General features: G+C 65.9%; 18 protein-coding genes, 1 tRNA gene and 2 pseudogenes. 8 read left to right on the top strand and 13 right to left on the bottom strand.

What is annotated here, in order from left to right; all coding sequences use genetic code 11:
* Window positions 1-17 precede the first annotated feature (17 nt).
* From ACFQBT_RS07700 to ACFQBT_RS07670, 7 genes are all read right to left on the bottom strand, one after another.
* Window positions 18-644 carry an MBL fold metallo-hydrolase gene (locus ACFQBT_RS07700; protein ID WP_377821692.1) on the bottom strand — a complete coding sequence of 209 codons (627 nt, stop codon included), beginning with the start codon at window positions 642-644 and terminating at the stop codon, window positions 18-20.
* Complete coding sequence (locus ACFQBT_RS07695; protein WP_377821690.1) at window positions 641-1729, bottom strand: S-(hydroxymethyl)mycothiol dehydrogenase; 1089 nt, start codon at window positions 1727-1729, stop codon at window positions 641-643. The genes ACFQBT_RS07700 and ACFQBT_RS07695 overlap by 4 nt, the downstream gene beginning before the upstream one ends.
* 51 nt (window positions 1730-1780) lie before the next feature.
* Window positions 1781-2323 (bottom strand): NUDIX hydrolase family protein, encoded by a 543-nt coding sequence (locus tag ACFQBT_RS07690; protein ID WP_377821688.1) that lies wholly within the window; start codon window positions 2321-2323, stop codon window positions 1781-1783.
* 13 nt (window positions 2324-2336) lie between these two features.
* Window positions 2337-3374 carry a tryptophan--tRNA ligase gene (trpS, locus tag ACFQBT_RS07685; RefSeq protein ID WP_377821686.1) on the bottom strand — a complete coding sequence of 346 codons (1038 nt, stop codon included), beginning with the start codon at window positions 3372-3374 and terminating at the stop codon, window positions 2337-2339.
* A 199-nt stretch (window positions 3375-3573) separates the two neighbouring features.
* Window positions 3574-4074: a DUF2505 domain-containing protein gene (locus ACFQBT_RS07680; RefSeq protein WP_377821684.1), complete on the bottom strand. Its 501-nt coding sequence runs from the start codon at window positions 4072-4074 to the stop codon at window positions 3574-3576.
* A gap of 108 nt (window positions 4075-4182) precedes the next feature.
* A complete protein-coding gene (locus tag ACFQBT_RS07675; protein WP_377821682.1) occupies window positions 4183-6027 on the bottom strand; it encodes a phosphoenolpyruvate carboxykinase (GTP) in 1845 nt (614 codons plus the stop codon).
* Window positions 6028-6264: 237 nt separating this feature from the next.
* On the bottom strand, window positions 6265-7233 hold the full coding sequence (locus ACFQBT_RS07670; RefSeq protein WP_377821680.1) for a S1C family serine protease: 969 nt from the start codon (window positions 7231-7233) through the stop codon (window positions 6265-6267).
* 210 nt (window positions 7234-7443) lie between these two features.
* Between ACFQBT_RS07670 and ACFQBT_RS07665 the strand changes: the two genes are divergently transcribed.
* Entirely contained in the window at window positions 7444-7989 is a 546-nt protein-coding gene (locus ACFQBT_RS07665) for a putative immunity protein (RefSeq protein ID WP_377821677.1), read from the top strand.
* 18 nt (window positions 7990-8007) lie between these two features.
* On the opposite strand, the gene ACFQBT_RS07660 is transcribed toward ACFQBT_RS07665, so the two are convergent.
* Window positions 8008-8649 carry an SAM-dependent methyltransferase gene (locus tag ACFQBT_RS07660; RefSeq protein ID WP_377821675.1) on the bottom strand — a complete coding sequence of 214 codons (642 nt, stop codon included), beginning with the start codon at window positions 8647-8649 and terminating at the stop codon, window positions 8008-8010.
* 74 nt (window positions 8650-8723) lie between these two features.
* On the opposite strand from ACFQBT_RS07660, the pseudogene ACFQBT_RS07655 reads away from it, so the two are divergent.
* Window positions 8724-8936, top strand: a pseudogene (locus ACFQBT_RS07655) (hypothetical protein); the annotation flags it as partial.
* Window positions 8937-9237: 301 nt separating this feature from the next.
* On the opposite strand, the gene ACFQBT_RS07650 reads toward ACFQBT_RS07655, so the two are convergent.
* The 3 genes and pseudogenes from ACFQBT_RS07650 to ACFQBT_RS07640 all read right to left on the bottom strand — a co-directional run bounded on the left by ACFQBT_RS07650 (window position 9238) and on the right by ACFQBT_RS07640 (window position 12414).
* A complete protein-coding gene (locus ACFQBT_RS07650; RefSeq protein ID WP_377821674.1) occupies window positions 9238-10461 on the bottom strand; it encodes an alpha-galactosidase in 1224 nt (407 codons plus the stop codon).
* Window positions 10458-11374 (bottom strand): annotated as a pseudogene (locus tag ACFQBT_RS07645) (glycoside hydrolase family 36 N-terminal domain-containing protein). Before ACFQBT_RS07645 ends, ACFQBT_RS07650 begins: the two are co-directional and overlap by 4 nt.
* The gene (locus tag ACFQBT_RS07640) at window positions 11371-12414 is read right to left on the bottom strand and encodes a LacI family DNA-binding transcriptional regulator (protein WP_377821670.1); all 1044 of its coding nucleotides are present in this window, start codon (window positions 12412-12414) and stop codon (window positions 11371-11373) included. The pseudogene ACFQBT_RS07645 and the gene ACFQBT_RS07640 overlap by 4 nt, the downstream one beginning before the upstream one ends.
* A gap of 241 nt (window positions 12415-12655) precedes the next feature.
* On the opposite strand from ACFQBT_RS07640, the gene ACFQBT_RS07635 reads away from it, so the two are divergent.
* The 6 genes from ACFQBT_RS07635 to ACFQBT_RS07610 are packed head-to-tail and all read left to right on the top strand — an operon-like array spanning window position 12656 to window position 17479.
* Complete coding sequence (locus ACFQBT_RS07635) at window positions 12656-13039, top strand: hypothetical protein (RefSeq protein ID WP_377821669.1); 384 nt, start codon at window positions 12656-12658, stop codon at window positions 13037-13039.
* On the top strand, window positions 13036-13659 hold the full coding sequence (locus tag ACFQBT_RS07630) for an ABC transporter substrate-binding protein (RefSeq protein ID WP_377821667.1): 624 nt from the start codon (window positions 13036-13038) through the stop codon (window positions 13657-13659). Before ACFQBT_RS07635 ends, ACFQBT_RS07630 begins: the two co-directional genes overlap by 4 nt.
* A gap of 2 nt (window positions 13660-13661) precedes the next feature.
* Window positions 13662-14030 carry a type 2 periplasmic-binding domain-containing protein gene (locus ACFQBT_RS07625; RefSeq protein WP_377821665.1) on the top strand — a complete coding sequence of 123 codons (369 nt, stop codon included), beginning with the start codon at window positions 13662-13664 and terminating at the stop codon, window positions 14028-14030.
* Between the two features lies 1 nt (window position 14031).
* Window positions 14032-14991: a carbohydrate ABC transporter permease gene (locus ACFQBT_RS07620; RefSeq protein WP_377821663.1), complete on the top strand. Its 960-nt coding sequence runs from the start codon at window positions 14032-14034 to the stop codon at window positions 14989-14991.
* 1 nt (window position 14992) lies between these two features.
* The gene (locus ACFQBT_RS07615; protein ID WP_377821661.1) at window positions 14993-15820 is read left to right on the top strand and encodes a carbohydrate ABC transporter permease; all 828 of its coding nucleotides are present in this window, start codon (window positions 14993-14995) and stop codon (window positions 15818-15820) included.
* A gap of 6 nt (window positions 15821-15826) precedes the next feature.
* Complete coding sequence (locus ACFQBT_RS07610) at window positions 15827-17479, top strand: glycoside hydrolase family 13 protein (RefSeq protein WP_377821659.1); 1653 nt, start codon at window positions 15827-15829, stop codon at window positions 17477-17479.
* 33 nt (window positions 17480-17512) lie between these two features.
* Here the strand turns inward: ACFQBT_RS07610 and ACFQBT_RS07605 are convergent, their stop codons facing one another.
* Entirely contained in the window at window positions 17513-17680 is a 168-nt protein-coding gene (locus ACFQBT_RS07605; protein ID WP_377821657.1) for a hypothetical protein, read from the bottom strand.
* 251 nt (window positions 17681-17931) lie between these two features.
* Window positions 17932-18005, bottom strand: a tRNA-Pro gene (locus ACFQBT_RS07600).
* Window positions 18006-18163 lie beyond the last annotated feature (158 nt).

Below are 18163 nucleotides of genomic sequence, written 5' to 3'. Positions count from 1 at the left end.
TGTTATGCGAACAAGGGTCAGTGACCGCGGTCCAGCCACTCCTGTCGGTGCGGCGCCTCAGCGCCGATCGTGGTGTCGTCGCCGTGCCCGGTGTGTACGACGGTTTCCGGCGGCAGCGTCAGCAGCACATCGGTGATCGAATCGACGATCGTCGGGAAGTCGCTGTACGACCGCCCTGTGGCACCCGGCCCGCCCTGGAACAGGGTGTCCCCCGTGAACACCACGCCCAGGTCAGGTGCCACGAAAACGGTTGCGCCCGGAGCATGTCCGGGTGTGTGCCGGGCGACAAGTGTCGTGCCCGCCACCTCGAATGTCTGGCCGTCGGTCAGAGGCGAGGGCAGCGGAAGGCCCGGGTGCGCCAGGTTCCACAACGGTTCGTCATCGGGGTTGAGGTAGACCGGCGCACCGGTCGTGTCTGCCAGCGCGGGCGCGGCGTCGACATGGTCGTCGTGCGCATGGGTCAACAGGACCGCTACCACTCGCCGGCCGCCGATCGACTCGACGATGGCGTCTGCGTCGTGAGCGGCGTCGATCACAATCACCTCATCGTCGTCACCGAGCAGCCACACGTTGTTGTCGACGTCCCAGGTGCCGCCGTCGAGGCTGAACGTCCCCGAGGTCACGACCTTCTCGATCCTGCTCACAACACCACCACCGAGCGCAGCACCTCGCCGCGTTCCATCTTGTGGAACGCCTCTTCGACATCACCGAGCTTGATCGTTTCGCTCACGAACTTGTCCAGGGGTAGCCGGCCCTGCAGGTACAGATCGGTGTACGCCGGGAAGTCCCGCTCCGGTAGGCAGTCGCCGTACCACGAGGACTTCAGTGCCCCACCTCGGCCGAAGAACTCGATGAGTGGGAGTTCAGGGGCTTTGAGGTCGGGGGTGGGTACGCCGACCAGCACCACCGTGCCCGCCAGATCGCGGGCGAAGAACGCCTGTTCGTAGGTTTCGGGACGACCGACCGCATCGATCACGACATCGGCTCCGAATCCGCCGGTCAACTCCCTGATCCGCTGGACCGCATCCACTTCCTTGCTGTTGACCAGGTCGGTGGCTCCGAAGTCCTTGGCCCACTTGAGTTTCCGGTCATCGACGTCAACGGCGATGACCTTCGTCGCACCCGCGAGTACGGCGCCGGCGACGGCCGCGTTGCCTACGCCGCCGCAGCCGATGACGGCCACCGAATCACCGCGAGTCACCCCGCCGGTGTTGATCGCCGCGCCCAGGCCGGCCATCACGCCGCACCCGAGCAGACCGGCTACCTGGGGTGGTGCCGCCGGATCGACCTTGGTGCACTGCCCGCTCGCGACCAGTGTCTTCTGCGCGAAGGCGCCGATCCCCAGGGCGGGACTGAGTTCGGTCCCGTCCTCGAGGGTCATCTTCTGCTTCGCGTTGTGGGTGGCGAAGCAGTACCACGGTTTGCCCTTCTTGCACGCACGACATTCACCGCACACCGCGCGCCAGTTGAGCACCACGTAGTCCCCGGGCGCGACGTTGGTGACGCCCTCGCCCACCGCCTCGACGAGACCAGCGGCCTCGTGGCCCAACAGGAACGGGAACTCGTCGTTGATTCCGCCCTCGCGATAGTGCAGGTCCGTATGGCACACACCGCACGCCTGGATGGCTACGACGGCCTCACCCGGTCCGGGGTCCGGGACGACGATGGTGGTCACCTCCACGGGTGCGCCCTTGGCGCGCGCGATGACTCCGGTTACCTTCTGCGGCATCTGTGCCTCCTGATCGGTGCGGGGTGTCCGCGACGTCATTTTAGGAAACGGCTAATCCAGTGACTCGGCGTACGCCAGCGCCTGGCGCAGGAGATGTGCGCGGCCGCCGTCCAACTCGGCGGCGATGTTCTCGTCCACCGCCTCCTGCGGCGTCAACCAGGTCAGTTCCAGGGCGTCCTGGCGGGGGTCGCACTCCCCGACCACTGGCACGACGTAGGTGAGTGCGACGGCGTGCTGGCGGGGATCGTGCAAGGGCGAAACACCTGGCACAGGAAGGTATTCAGCCACCGAGAACGGCACCGTGCTGACCGGCAGTCGCGGGAAGGCGGCCGGGCCGAGGTCCTTCTCCAGATTGCGCATCAGCGCATCGCGCACGGACTCTCCGTAGAAGACGCGCCCGGACACGAAGCTGCGGGACATCTCGCCCGTGGCCGATCCGCGCAGGAGCAGCCCGACGTGCTCGATGCGGCCGGTGCCGTCGATGCGCACCGGAATGGCCTCGACGTAGAGCATGGGCACCCGGGACCGGGTCTCCTGCAGGGCCAGTTCGGACAGCCAGCCCGGATTCGGATCGGGGGTGCGCAGCGTCGCCATGGCCCCATTGTGCTCAGTAGGTCATGCCCATGGCCGTCCGCACCCGGTCAAGGGTGTGTTGCGCGACGTCGTTGGCCCGCCTGTTGCCATCGCGCAGGACGGTGTCGACCAGGTCTGAATCCCGGCTGAACTCTGCCCGTCGCGCCCGATGTCCGGCGAGGTGATCATTGACCGCCGAGGTCACCAGTTCCTTGAGTTGCGCTGCGCCGTCGACCTTTTCGGCGATCACCTCCGGCGGCTCCCCCAGCACGAGGGCGGCCGTACTCAGCAGACCAGAGACCCCGGGTCGGTTGTCCGGATCGAAGCTGATCACCCGCTCGCTGTCGGTCGGCGTACGGCGGATGAGGGCGGCGGTCTCGTCGGCGGTCATCGACAGATTGATGGCGTTGCCGAAACTCTTGGACATCTTGCGGCCGTCCAGGCCCGGAATGTCGGGGGTCTGCGTGAGCAGCGGCTCGGGCACCCGGAAGGTGTCCCCGTATCGCTCGTTGAACCGGCGGGCGATGGTCCTGGTCAGCTCCACGTGCGGCAGGTTGTCCTTGCCGACCGGCACCAGGTCCGCCTCGCAGAAGAGGATGTCGGCGGCCTGGTGCACCGGGTAGGTCAGGAGCAATCCGGACAACGCCCGGCCCGATGCGGCCAGTTCGGCCTTGACCGTCGGGTTGCGATGCAGCTCGGCCTCGGAGACCAAGGACAGGAACGGCAGCAGGAGTTGGTTGAGGGCCGGCACCGCCGAGTGAGTGAAGATCACCGAACGCTCGGGGTCGATGCCCGCTGCCAGGTAGTCCAGAACGGCGGACCGGACGAAATCGCCGATCCGCCCGGTGGTCTCCCGGTCGGTGATCACCTGGTAGTCCGCGATGACCACGAAGGTCTCGATGCCACTGTCCTGCAGGGCAACGCGATTCCTGATGCTGGCAAATAGGTGCGCCAGGTGGAGCGGCCCGGTGGGCCGGTCACCGGACAGGACGCGGTGGCCGTCAGGGGCGGCGCGAAGTTGGTCGAGGGCCGGCATCCGCTTCAGCGTCGCCTCGAACGAGGTGGTGGTCATGATGGTCTCCTGCGGGTCGTGGGTGCCCGGCGAAGCATGGGAAAAGGGCCGCCGTGGCAGCCCTTTTCGAAGATGAACGTACGTCGATCGGCTGCTAGTGCAGCAGCCACCAGTTCATGGTCGTGATCGTTCGCACGTCCCTATCGTACGCGCACCGGTTGGACCGGCGCCATGGCATCGGCCCGACCGGCACGATGGTTCAGGAGTGCCGGCGCGCGTCCCACTCGTGCGCCGTGGCTTCCTCGGCCTTGATCGCCTTGATGATCTCCGGGGAGCCCATCTTCTCGATCTTGCCGCCGATGACCGGGATCTTGGCCTTCAGATCGGCGTCGATCCCCACGGTGCTGCCGCTGCCGTTCGGCTTGATGTAGGTGAACCCCTTCATCGAGATCGGTTGGCCCTTCATGTGCACCGTCAGGTCACCGCGACGGCTACCGTCGGCCTGCTTGGGGCCCCAGGCGATCGTCTCCAGGACATCGACCTTGTCCCCGACGACCTTCTTGACCAGCTCGGGAACGTCACCGGAGGGCATCAGCCGCTGCACCGTGCTGGTGTGGGCCTGGCCGTTCTCCTCGACCTTGCTGGAGAAGGTGATGGCACCAGCGGCCTTGCACTTGTCGTCCTGGTATTCCGGGTTGATGGCGTCTTCGTAGACCTCGTCCGGAGTGGAGGTCAGGTTCCAGCTCAGTTCGATCTTCATACCGACAACTTACTGCAAAGTAACCTCGAATGTGACCCAGGCCACGCGAAAAGGGCCGGTACGCCGAGTGGTGACCACTCGGCGTACCGGCCGCCCCCTGGACCGGGCTCAGGCCTCGTCGTCGAGAGCCTTGGCAACCCGGTTGTGGGCGTCCCAGATCTGCTGGGGCAGGTCCTTGAACTGCTTCAGGTGCGCCTCACGCAGTTCGATCTCCTGCTTCCAGCGGTCGACGTCGATCGCCAGCAGCTTGTCCATGGTGGCGTCGTCGATGTCCAATCCGTCGAGGTTGAGCTCGTCCTTGGTCGGGACGACGCCCACCGGCGTCTGAGTACCGGTGGCCCGGCCCTCGCGGTAGTCCATCATCCACAGCAACGCACGCAGGTTCTCGCCGTAGCCCGGCCACAAGTAGCCACCGTCGGCGTCCCGCTGGAACCAGTTGACGTGGGCGAAGAGCGGTTTGTCGGTGAGCTGGTCGAGGATGTTCAGGAAGTGCTGGGCATAGCGACCCTCGGGAAGAGCCAGGAACGGCCGCATCGACATCGGGTCGTACCGCAGCTGACCGGCAACGCCCTCCGCTGCGGCGGTGGCTTCGGCACCCAGGGTCAGACCGTCGTACACACCCTCGGCAGGGTCGTCGATGGCGCGGATCAAGGGCTCCCGATCACGGGTACGCCCGCCGTAGATGATGCCGTCGATCGGCACGCCCTTGGGATCGTTGTAGTCCGGGGACTCGTTGGGCACGTTGGACATCGTGGAGGTGAAGCGGCAGTTCGGGTGCGCCCAGACGAACTCTTTGGAGCGCTGCTGCTCCTGCGGCCGCTCGGAGATCAACGCGCCCTTCCAGTCGCGCCACCCGCTCACATCGGTCGGGTAGTCGGGGGTCTTGCCCTCCCACCACGTCTCGTGGGTGTTCACGTTGTAGGCCGTGTTGGTGAAGATCGCACCGGTCTTGGGCTGGACCGCGGCCAGCGCGTTGGGGTTGGTCTTCTCGTTGGTGTCGATCGCGACACCGAAAACACCGAACTCGGGGTTCATGCCGTAGAGCTTGCCGTCGTCGCCGACCCACATCCATGCGATGTCGTCACCGAAGAATTCGACGTAGTACCGGTCGCCCAGGGCATTCGGCGGGACCATCATGGCCAGGTTGGTCTTGCCGGAGGCGCTCGGAAAGCCGCCGGCGATGTGGTACTTCTTACCGGTCTGCTTGTCATGGATCGCGATGAGCATGTACTGCTCGCCCAGGAACTTGCCTGAGGCGCCACCGTCCCAGTTGGCCTGGCGCAGACCGTGGGCGATCTTGCCGAGCAGTGCATTGCCGCCGTAGGACGATCCGAAGTGCAAGATGGTGCGCTCGTCGGCGACCGTGACGAAGTAACGCTTGTCGTCCGGGGTCCCCTGGCCGAGGTTCTCCAGGTCGCCGGTCACGTGCACGGCGCGCACGAAGCTGGTCGGGTCCGCCAGGGCGTTGAAGGTGTCGACGCCGACGCGTGCCATCCGGATCATCTGCAGGACGACATTGCGGTTGTCGGTCAGTTCGATACCCGCGGCGTATTCCTCCAGCGGGGAGCCGGGCGCCGACATCAGGTAGGGAATGACGTACATCGTCTTGCCCTCGGAGGCACCGGTCATGTTGCCGATGACGATCGGCTTGATCTCGTCGCTATGCCGCCAGTTGTTGTAGACACCTTGGTCGTCGGGGTTGCTGGTGGCCACGATCGTGCGCTCTTCCGAGCGCGCGGTGTCCTTCCAGTAGCTGCGCGAGTAGTACAAACCCTCCCCCGCGGGTTCGAGTTCACCGGCGTCGAGCGCTTCCTGCAGCAACCGTGCGTCGTCGCTGGCGCTGACGACCTCAATACGGTCGGGGCGCGTAACGTCCGCCCATTCCTGCACGTACTCAATGACGGCAGGGTTGGTCAGGCCCGCTGCGTCCAACACCTGTGCGACGTCAACCATCGTTTCGGGTCACCTTCTGTTGTTGTTACTGAGTGGTAGTCATTCCAATCTAGTGGCTGACACGCCGAAACCATCATGATTCGAACGCCTTCCAAGGCGAAAGTTGTGCGTTTGTGTTGGTTTTACTGAGGGGTACGCCGAGTAGCGCCTTCGCAACCCACACGAACCACCCTGCCCCCACGCGTTCGCCCATTCCGGGCCGGTGTGGCCTGGATCACAACCGGCGGGCCCCCAGACTCAGGCCGCTATCTGCAATGACCCGCCGGCACCGGCGACGATCTGCTGGGCCACGCTGATTGCGGTCGTGATCGGAATCGCGTAACCGATGGAACGACCCACCACGCTGGCTGCGGTGTCCATCCCGACGACCTCCCCCTCGTCGTCGAGCAACGGACCGCCGGAGTCCCCGGCCTGGATCGCCGCATCGGTTTCGATGAGCCCCGTCAGGGACTCCGAGGCCGTCTCGCCCTCAGCCTGGGTGGTCACCTGCTGGTCCAGTGCGGTCACCGTGCCGGAGGCTGCGACCAAGGTCCCGGTGCCGCCTGCGTTGCCGATTCCGGTGACGGCATCCCCCGGGGCCAGATCCTGCTCATCGTCGAGCGTGACCGTCGTGAGGCCGGATGCTTCAGTAAGTTTCAAGACGGCCACATCGCCGGCGGCGTTGGCGCCGACCACGGTTGCGGCGTACGTACGACCGGTCGAGGGAATCGTCACGCGGATCGCAGTGCCATCCTCCACGACGTGATTGTTGGTGAGCACCAGACCGCTCGCGGTCAGCACCATGCCGGTGCCTGCGGCGACACCGCTCTGGTCTGCCAACCGCGTCTCGACGACCACGACCCCTGCTGCTTGCGTTGCCGTTGCGGCAGTCGTGCGGCCCAGGGACCCGGTGTCCTGCGACTGGCCGGGCCACTGCTCACCGCTATCGGACTGCTCATCGAGTCCGTCGCTGCCCCCAGAGTCTTGATCACCGGTGTCACTGTGGCTGAGGTCATTTCGGCTCCCATCATCAGCATGTTGGGTGCTGCCATCGGCCTGAAGCTGGTGGGTGATCGCCTGCTGGAGTCCGTCGATGCCGCCCGAGGCACGGACAACCACACCGCCGAGGGCGCCGCTGACCACCAACAACACTGCGGCGAGCGCGGTGGCCACCCACGTCAGCAATCCGGGACCGCGGCGGGAAGGTCGATGGGACGCACGAGCCATGCAGTCATCTGACGACACCTCACCTGTCGCCAGCTACCAGGAACCTTTGCGGTCGCTATGAACCGCCGCCGCTGAAGACGGCGGCTGCGCTCCGGGCATCACGCCGGCGACGCAGCCGCTTCGCCGCATCGAGGCGGCAACATCCGGTGCGCTCTCGCATACTGCGCGCCACGCTTGACCGCACGCAACCGGGACAGCACGCTCACTGGTGTGGCCCGCACGCTCTCTTCGCAAACCCTGAGCCTGGCCGACCGGCGCATCGCCGCCGCCTGGGCCGCCGACTGCGCCGAGCACGTGCTCCCCCTCTTCGAGGCCGAGGTGCCGGACGACGACCGTCCTCGCGACGCGATCGTGCGCACCCGGCGTTTTGCCTCGGCAGAGTTGGCTGCCGGTGAGGCCATCCGTAGCCGCTTCGTGGCCGGCCGTGCGGCGCGCAGCGCGGTGAGCGGCGCCGCCGCCGCTGCGGCCCGCGCCGCCGGGCAGGCGTCGGGCGTCGCCCACATGGGAGCGCACGCGCTCGGCGCTGCTGCCTACGCGGCGTACGCCGTCGCTCTTTCCCGACCTGACCGACCCGGGGCCAGGGAGGCCGAAATCAGCTGGCAGCTCCAGCGTCTCAGCCCCGAGGCAGCGGCGGTTCTGCGTGCCCTGCCAGCCGTTGGCGTGGACACCTCAGGACCGCTCGGACCGGGGTTGCTCTCCTCCGGAGCCGTCGGCGAGATCATTCGCGAGCTCCAAGCGGAGCTGAGCACTCGCTGAGCCAAGTGTGCGCGGAGGCTACGAACCGCCGCCAGTCCGACGCATCAGCACGACAGAATCGTCGATCGTGGCGGGGTTCCCGTCCGGGTCGGTGACATCCCGCTGCCTGAGATCGGCGACCTCGACCGACCACACCGCCGGATCGAGGTCGAGCTGCTCGACCTCCTCATGCGGACCGACGAGATGCGCTGCGTGCTGGTGCATTTCGGGACTTGCCCACGGCGGTGGCGTCGCGTGACCCAGGACGAACAGGTGGCCGCCGGGGTTCACCGCCTCCGCGAACCGGCGCAGGATCCGGGTGCGCGGGATCTGCACGGTGGAGTGCAGGAAGCTCGCGGTCACCAGGTCGACCTGTGTGTCGATCGATGTGTCGGCAAGGTCGCCGGCAACCGTGCTGATCCGGTCGGCGAGGTTGCGATCCACTGCAGCCTGTTGCAGCCGCGAGAGCGCTGTGGTTGATATGTCGTACGCCGTGACCTGCCAACCGCGCTCAGCCAGCCACAGCGCGTCGCCGCCCTCCCCTGCGCCCAGATCGATCGCCGTACCTGCGGGCAGGTGCTCCAACACGCTGACCAGAGACGCGTTGGGCGCGCCGGACCAGACCCGGTCCTTCTCGCCGTAGCGGGCTTGCCAGTGGTCGACCAGTTCGTTGTCGCTCATCTGCTCATTGTCCCTACGCCGAGCCACGGTTGCGGGAGAGGCCACCGGTGCCCGCTCGGTCTGGCCTCGAGCGCATGCCCGATAACGGATCGTCCGTGGCCGCCGAATCCTGCGGCGTGCAGCCCGACGTACAGGTACGCGGCGCGCGCGAGCACAACCTGCAAGACGTGGACCTGGCGGTGCCCCGCGATGCGACGGTTGTCTTCACCGGCGTGTCCGGCTCGGGAAAGTCCTCGCTGGCGTTCCGCACCCTCTACGCCGAGTCGCAGCGTCGTTATCTGGAGTCGGGCGGTGACCAGATCCTGATGTGCACCGCTGGCTCCGGCTGGTACCAATCCGAAGGGCAGGGCCCGATCAGCCTGGAGCCCGGCTCAGTAGTCCGCGTCCCTGCCGGCACCAAACACTGGCATGGGGCCAAAGCCGACTCGTGGTTCTCCCACCTGGCGTTCATCACTCCCGGCGAGGACGTCAGCAACGAGTGGCTCGAACCGATCTCTGGTCAGGCCTATGGCCAACTGCCAGGAGCCGGACGGGTCTGACCCCCTCAGTGCGGCGCAGCGAGTGCGGTCTGCTGTAGATGCAGCAGGATCAGCGTGCCCGGATGTAGTTGCGGGGCTTGCAGGCCGTGCTGGCCGAGGATTCGTCCCGACACTGCAAGCCCAGCCCCTGACCCATCGCGGCACTGACCCAACCCGGCGGGGTCCGAGTCGCGGTGAGGCGGTCGCCCGGCGGTTGCAGGCGCATTTGGTAGGTGCGATCGTCATCAAGCCCCGGCAGGCGGATCAGGCCCGGTGGCTGGGTGTCGGTGCTGTCCATCGCGACCACCGCGAACAGCGCCTCCGACCGGTCCTGGGCCACGACGCCGTGGACCCACAACGCGGCATCCGGATGATCGCTGCGCACAACCCGTCCTGAGTGCAGCAAAAGACGCAGCCGCCGATAGAGATCGACCCACTCCGCCACTTCCTGCAGTTCCGGCTCTGAAAGTGTGCCTAGATCCAGTTCCAACCCGAAATGTCCGAATAATGCTGTGCCGGCGGCAAAGGCCACCGAGTGGGTGCGACCGGTGGTGTGCGCTCGCGCAGCGCCGACGTGCGCGCCCATCAGCTCCGGCGGGATGAGCAACTGCGTCCAGCGCTGAATGCGTTGTCGCTCCAACGGGTCGTTGCTGTCACTTGCCCAGACGCGGTCGGTGCGCTCGAGAATCCCCACATCGATGCGCCCACCTCCCCCGGCACAACTTTCGATCTCCACCGATGGGTGCCGGCGCCGGATCTCATCCAGCAGCGCATAGACCGCCACCGTGTTGCGGTGCACTGCAGGCTCCCCACCCGGACTGCGGCCGCCGTCCACGATGTCCCGGTTCAGATCCCACTTCAGATAATCGATCGGGTACTGCGTCAGCAAGGAATCAAGCCGCTCCAACAGGTAGGCGCTGACCTGCGGGTTACCGACGTCCAGCAGTTGCTCGCTGCGCGACAGCGGGGGCAAGCGAGCGCCGGTCGCAAGGATCCAGTCCGGATGGGCGCGAGCCAGATCGGAATCCGGATTCACCGCTTCCGGCTCGACCCACAGACCGAATTGCAGGCCAAGCCCGCGGACGTGCGCGATCAACGGGGTCAAGCCGTCAGGCCAGACCTGTTCGTCGACGAACCAGTCTCCGAGTCCGGCCGTGTCATCGCGTCTACCCCTGAACCAACCGTCATCCAGGACGAACCGCTCCGCACCCACGCGCGCTGCGCGATCAGCCAGCGTGGACAAGGTGTCCAGGTCCTGGTCGAAGTAGACGGCTTCCCAGGTGTTGACGATCACCGGCCGCGGCGACCGGGGTGGCCCGGTCGCTGTCGCAACCACTGATGGAACCGCCCGGACATCTCGTCCAGTCCGCACGCGGCGTACGCACCGATCAACCACGGTGTGGCGTAGCTGCCGCCGGGCGGCAAACTGACCTCACCGGGCAGTAGCAGTTCGCCGCCACCGAGGACGGCGTGCGCACCGGTGGCCAACCGCTCGGCGTACACCCGTTGGTTCCCGCTCCACGCAAGGTGCACCCCCACACCTCGCCCGTGCGGAATCCGAATCCCTGTGTTCCCGCGATCAGCAACAGCGACGCATCGTGACCACCCTTGCCGCGGCGGCTTTCGCGCGCCCGGGTGCCGACGTGGAAGGGCTGTCGCTGCGGAACCCGCTCGCGCGGGTGACGCCCGGCGAGGTCGAGGATCTCGGTTGCAACCGGTGGCACGGGGAGGGCGAGATGCACCCCTTCCAGCGAATATGATTCGTGCTCATGGATATTGGTCACTTCGGCCCGCGAACGAAGCAAGCCGGTCTCGGTCAGTTCCACGGTGAGCGACAGGCCGAGCGCAGCAGTCACATCGCGTGCTTGCACCTGCACCTGCGTGTCGGACCCGTGCGCTTCGGTGATCGAGAAGAGTGGCGACCAATCGCGCCCGTCGCGGTGCCCGCTGACCCCCGGCTGCCCGCAATAGCCCAGTCCGTGCTCTGGCAGGACCGCGGCGGGCACTGGATCGTCGATGACGTACGACGTGACCGGCGGGACCGAGAGAGTCGCCAGTTGCTGTAGGTCGGTCTGGCTCACTCTGCCCAGGTCGGTGCCCCAATAAAGGATCCTGGGTAGCCCGACGTCCGGCGGACAGAACACAACCGCGCTCACCCCGCCGGCTCGCAGGTGGTGCAGACCCGCTGCTTCACTCGGTGCGGTCATCGTCGGGCCGGACCCGTCTTGGCGGTCGCGGCTCGTGGTGGTGCGGTGGAATGCCGCACGATCAACTGAGTAGGCAACGTGGTGGCCTGATCGGGTCGATCGCCGTTCAACAACGTCAGTACGTTCCTCGCTGCAGCAATTCCCTGCTCACGGACCGGCTGGTGCACCGTGGTCAGATCGGTCAGGGCGGCCATGGGGTGATCGTCGATACTCACAATCGAAATATCCTCTGGCACAAACAATCCCGAGCGACGGATGGTCCGCAGTGCCCCGAAGGCGACCTCGTCGGAATGCGCGTAGACAGCTGTGGGAGGGTTCGGTAGCGACAACAGCGTGGCCATTGCCTCAGCACCTTGCTCAGGCCCCCAGGGCGTGCTGACCACCAGATCCTGTTCGACGGGGATGTCGGCCTCCGCCATCGTGTCGTAGAACGCCATCGATCGACCCCTGGGTTGCACCGGCTGCTCGGGGTCGACGGCCTCGATCATCGCAATCCGCCGATGCCCCAGTCCGATCAGGTGATTCACCGCCGTGCGGCCGGCGTTGACATCGTCGATGCAGACGTGCGGATACACCGCGTGCTGACCGCCAGCAGCGACGATCTGCACGCCCAGCAACTCGATCCGTTGCCGCTCTTGCTCATCGACCGGAAAGGCAACGACCACGACCGCGTCCACCTTGCGCCGGGCGGGCAACTTTTCAAAGAAGTCGTGCCGCTCGGCCTCACTGCCCACGTGGTAGAGAAGCACGTCCAGGTCAGCATTCTGGAAAACCGTGAGCATGGCTTCCACGATCGTGCCGAAGAACCAGCGGGAAATATGCGGTACGACGATCGCGACCCTGCGCTGCGCACCGCCGGCGAGCCGCGACGCATCCGGGGAAACGACGAACGCATTCTCCTCGGCAACAGCGAGCACCTTCGCGCGCGTTGCGGGAGCGACTCCCGGGGCGCCGTTCAGTGCCCGAGATGCAGTCGCCAGACCGACACCGGCCAGGCGAGCGATGTCGGCCAGGGTGAGAGGGTGCGCATCCGGTGGCATGGATTGTGACCTTATCGCCAGTAACCATGGAAGCGCTACATGTCACCCCGCGGGTCTCCGGCCCTTGCTCAGGAAGCCCCAGAACCCGCGCTCTCAGCACCAATCCACTGCGGGATGGGTTGACAAGGTGATCCGTATCACTCCATCATAAAGCCGTTATCGGAAGCGCTTCCATGCCGACGTACCCGTTGGCAGTGCTTCACCCGCCGGTCCCCCCGGCAGGACTTCCAAGGAGACAGTGATGTCTGAGTTTTCTGTCCGTCCCTCCACGCGCAGCGCGCTGTCCCGTCGGTCGGTTCTCGCCGGACTCGGCGGCGTCATCGCCACTGGACTGACCGCAGCCTGTTCCGGCCCCGGCAGCAGCACCGGCGGCAACAGCGCCGCCGCTCCGACATCGGTGAACACGGCCGTCGGGCAGACCACAGCGACGCTGACGATGTTCACCGGCGCAGGGACCAAGGAGTTCGCCCAGGGCCTGGCGGACGGCTTCCACGCCAAATACCCCGCGATCACGGTCAAGCTCCAGGTCGAGGCGGACAACAACTACAACACCGTTCTGCCCCGCCTGCTCGCCTCGGATACTCCCCGGACATTGCCGCCCCGGCCGACCTGCTCGGCTCGGTGAAGGACGGGCTGATCACCAACCTCGACGCCTACGACAAGGCGTACGGCTGGGATGCCAAGATCCCCTCCACTGTGCTGGCAGCCGGACGCGTCAAGGACGGCGTCATCGGGTCCGGCTCGCTCTACACCGCCGGCGGCGCCGCCGGTCCGCTCGTCGGCGTCTTCTACAACCGCGATCTCGCCCAGAAGGTGGGCATGAGCACCGTCCCGGCGAGTCTCGATGAGATGGAGGGAGTGATGAAGAAGGCCAAAGCGGCGGGCATCACCCCAATCATCGCGTCCAACGCCGATGGCCTCATTGGCCACCTCTACTCACTGCTGCTGAGCCAGTACATGGGCCCGCAGAAACTGCTGGACGTGGTGTGGCACACGCCCGGCGCGACGCTGGACACCGAAGAGGCGAAGGCGGCGACCGCCAAGCTGGAGTCGTGGATGAAGGCCGGGTACTTCAACTCGGACGCCAACGCGATCAACCAGGACGCGTCGTACGGCCAATTCGCCGGTGGCAAAGGCCTGTTCATGGTCCAGGGCACCTGGATCACGCAGGCGTTGCCGACCTCCTTCAACGGCCATTACGGGATCTTCCCGTTGCCCCCGAAGACGGCGGGGGGCAGTTGGTGAGTATGACCGGCAACCAGTTGGCGTACGCAATCGCCGCGAAGTCCTCCCAGAAGGACGCCGCCGCGCTTTTCCTCAACTGGCTCACCACACCCGAAGCCGCTGCTGTCGCCTCCAAGAACGGCTACCCCAGCGCAATCGCGGACAGCAACAGCAAGACCCTGACGATGAGTATGAGCGCGACCGACCAGATCCAGGCCGGTTACTCCGCGATCGCCAAGGGCAACGGCTTCTCCAGCTGGTTGCAGAACGCGACGAAGGACATGACGGTGGCCGAGACGGCACAGCTGCAGAATCTGTTCGCCGGCAAGACCACCGCGGACGCCGTGGTCACCACGCTGCAATCAACATTCGCCAAGTCGGCGAACGCCTGACATGTCCGAGATGGAGCCGGCGGCGATCGGCACCGCGAACACCGCGACCGCCAAGCGATCCCGGTCGGCTTTGACCTTCGGCCGCAGCCGCGGTCGCAATGGCCCGCGTCGCTGGCGCGGTTGGCTCTTCGCCCTTCCCGCGCTGCTGTTCTACGTCATGTTCGACCTCCGACCGATCGTTGCGAGCGTGCAGTACTCGTTCTTCGACTGGGATGGCATCGGAGCCAGCACGTGGGTCGGGCTGAAGAACTACACCGCGGTCTTCACCGATCCGGACCTGAGGTCCTCGCTGTTGCACGCCTTCTACCTGGTGATCTTCTACAGCTTCATCCCGGTGGTGTTCGGTCTGATCGCGGCGGCCACGATGCGTGAGATCAGGGGTCGCTTCACCGGTGCCCTGTCGCGCACTCTGCTCTTCCTGCCCCAGATCATTCCCGGTGCTGCCGCCGGTGTGGCATGGGTCTGGATGTACTCCAGTGACGGAGCAGTCAACCAGATCCTGCACCTCATCGGCCTGGGCTCCATCGCCCGTCCCTGGCTGGGTGATTACACCTGGGCACTCACCGCGGTTGGCTTCATCGGCACCTGGCTGCAGACCGGGTTTTGCACGCTCTTGCTCATGTCAGGCATCGGCAAGATCGACGGATCTCTCTATGAGGCAGCACGATTGGACGGAGCCAACGCGATCCAGCAGTTCCGCGGCGTCACCCTGCCGGGGCTTCGTCAGGAGATCGGCGTCTGCATCACGGTCACCATCATTTCGGCGCTGGCCAGCTTCGACGTCGTATATCTGGCGACGCAGGGCGGGCCCGGCAACCAGACCATGGTCCCCGGCGTCCAGGTGTACAACCTGGCCTTCACCGCCAACCAAGTCGGCGCCGGCGCAGCCCTAGCCGTAGTGCTGTCCATCATCGTCGTCGCCATCGTCGTACCGCTGCAACGGCTCTTCCGGGAGGACTGACATGAATACCCGAACACTGCGCTCGCGGCTGCCCGGCATCATCCTGATCGTCGTCGCAGGTCTGTACTCCGTGATCCCACTGATCAGCATGCTCACCGCGGCACTGGCTCCCCAGGGCAGCTTCCCCTCCGGGTTGAGTTGGCCCGCGCATCCGCAGTGGCACAACTTCGTGGATGCCTTCAACATCGCCAACATCACGACGCTGCTCAAGTCGAGCATCATCATCGTGCTCGGGGTCGTTCCGATCTCGGTGCTGATCGCGGCAATGGCGGCCTACGCGATCACTCTGTTGCGCATCCCGCTCGGCAAGTGGTTCTACCTGCTGTTGCTCCTGACGCTGACGTTGCCCTTCGAAGTCGTCATCGTCCCGCTCTACCAGCAGATCAAGGGCCTCGGCCTCCTGGACAGTCAACTGGGCCTGATCCTGCCGCTGATCGGGCTCAACATGCCGTTCGCCATCTTCTGGATGCGCGCCTATTTCACGACGGCCCCAGAGGAGTTGTCTGAAGCGGCGCAGGTCGACGGCGCTGGTGCGTGGACAGCGTTCTGGCGGATCCACCTGCCGTTGGCTCGTCCTTCATTGGCGTCCCTGGCCCTGCTGATGTTCCTATCCACCTGGAACCAGTTCCTGTTGCCGTTGGTCCTGATCAACGACCCGAACAAGCGGACGATGGCCGGCGCGCTGCAGGCGTTCCAGTCTCGCTACAGCACCGATGTGGTGCTGCTGAACGCCGGAGCGCTGCTGCTGATGGCGCCAACCATCATCGTCTTCCTGCTCCTGCAGAAGCAGTTCACCCAGGCGCTGCTCCAGGGCGCCGTCAAGGGATAGGCCCCCGTGAACCCTTTGACCTCCGTTCCCACCGATCCGCACTGGTGGCGCACAGCGGTGATCTACCAGATCTATCCGCGCAGCTTCGCCGACGGCAACGGCGATGGCATCGGCGACCTGGCCGGTGTCATCGCCCGTCTGGACTATCTGTGTGATCTCGGAGTGGACGCACTCTGGTTGAGCCCGTTCTACCCCTCGCCGCTGGCCGACGGCGGATACGACATCGCCGATCACCGCGATGTCGATCCGCGGCTCGGGGACCTGTCACAGTTCCGGGCGCTGGTCAATGCCGCCCACCACCGGCAGATCCGGATCATCGTCGACATCGTGCCCAACCACACCTCGGTCGCCCACCCCTGGTTCCAGGCAGCGTTGGCGGCTCCGGCGGGCTCACCGGAGCGGGACCGTTATGTTTTCGTCGACGGACTGGGGCCCGATTCCTCGCAACCGCCGTCGGACTGGATGTCTCACTTCGGTGGGAGCGCCTGGGAGCCCGTCGGCGACGGCCAGTGGTATTTGCACCTGTTCGCGCGGGAGCAACCAGACCTTAACTGGGCTAACCCGCAGGTGCGCGAGGATTTCCTGGAGACGTTGCGGTTCTGGGCCGACTGCGGCGTCGACGGCTTTCGGGTCGACGTTGCTCACAGCCTGGCCAAGGATCTCCGTCAACCGCTGCGCAGTCAGCCCACACTGGATCGCAACCTGCCTCTCGACGGCAGTGACCCGCTGTATGACCGCGACGAGGTGCACGAGATCTATCGGGAGTGGCGCCGCCTGTTCGATAGCTACGACCCACCGAAAATGGCCGTGGCCGAGACCTGGTCCCCGAGCAACTCCCGCACGTATCTCTACGCTCGACCGGACGAACTCGGCCAGGTCTTCGACTTCTCGCTGTTGAAGTCCCAGTGGGATCCGGCGGCGTTCAGGGAAGTGATCGACACCTCCGTGGCTTCCCATCGCGAGGTCGGCGGAGCACTCAGCTGGGTGCTGTCCAACCACGACGTCCCGCGGCACGCTAGCCGCCTGGCACTGCCCGTGGGCACCGATCTCGACGCCTGGTTGATGACCGACGGGACCACTCCCCCGGTCTCGCCGCTCGTGGCCCTCCGCAGGGCCCGCGCCGCCGCGCTGTTGATGCTTTCGCTTCCAGGGTCCGCCTACCTCTACCAAGGCGAAGAACTAGGTCTGCTGGAGGTGGCCAACCTTCCGCACGAGGCGTTGCAAGATCCCACCTGGGACCGCACCGACCACCTGACCAAGGGCCGCGACGGTTGCCGGGTTCCGCTGCCCTGGAGGACAACTGGCCCGTCCTTCGGGTTCGGCTCCGACGGTGCGTGGTTGCCGCAACCGTCGTGGTTCGCCGACTTCTCGGTCGAGACTCAGACAGCGGATCCCGACAGCACGTTGCGTCTGTATCGCTCGGCCGTGCACCTGCGTCGTTCCCTGATCCGTGATGCCGACAACGACCTTCGCTGGATCCCGAGTGATCCGTCCGTCTTGCACTTCGAACGGTCGAGCGGCTGGCAGTGCATCGTCAACCTCGGCGAGTCCGCTGTGGCCGTGCCACCAGGTCGCCCAATCCTGCGCTCGGACAACGCAACTGGCCCGGAGCTACCCGCAGACACCGCCGCCTGGCTCATCGCGGGTGATACGCCGTGAGGAGACTCGTGCGCGCACCTGCCCCTTGGCGGGCTACTGCGGGCACGGCGCGCGCCCGGCGGCTAGGTCGGCTACCCGTTTGATGCACCGCGCCGTACGTGATTGCTCCCTCGGAATGGTCACGACGCTGCACAGCGCCTTTTCCAGCGCCTTGTCGTACCGCAACGAGGTTGGCTCGATTGTGGCCTTCTTGGCCTGCATGAGCCATCCGCCGTCATTGCTGTGCTCGTGCCGATCCAGCCAATGGCGCCAAGCGGCGGCGCGGTCACGATATGTGCGGTCCCTGTGCACCGGCGCGGCTTCGCTCTACCTCCAGCACCCCCTGGATGCTCGAACCCGCCGGGCCGAGCTGAAGGTCGCCACATGGTGGATCGGCCCAACCCCACAACAGAAATAGTCCGAACCTACGTTTGTAGGTTCGGACTATTTCGATGTCCCGAGACATCACACGGTCGGGCTGACAGGATTTGAACCTGCGACCCCCTGACCCCCAGTCAGGTGCGCTACCAAACTGCGCTACAGCCCGTTTGCGCCGGTATCCCGGCACGAGCAGATACTCTACCGTCCCGCAGGCAGTGCTCCGGACACGGCCCGGCCCGCGGGCGCCGTACGATCGATCAACGTGACCCAACCCCGCCGTTTGCTGCGCGATGCAGCCCAGATCGCACCCTCGGACGGCACCTG

The sequence above is a fragment of the Branchiibius cervicis genome (genome assembly GCF_042661605.1).
Classification (GTDB): domain Bacteria; phylum Actinomycetota; class Actinomycetes; order Actinomycetales; family Dermatophilaceae; genus Branchiibius; species Branchiibius cervicis.
Note: the sequence above shows the minus strand (reverse complement) of the source record. Positions and strands in the feature narration are given on the sequence as shown.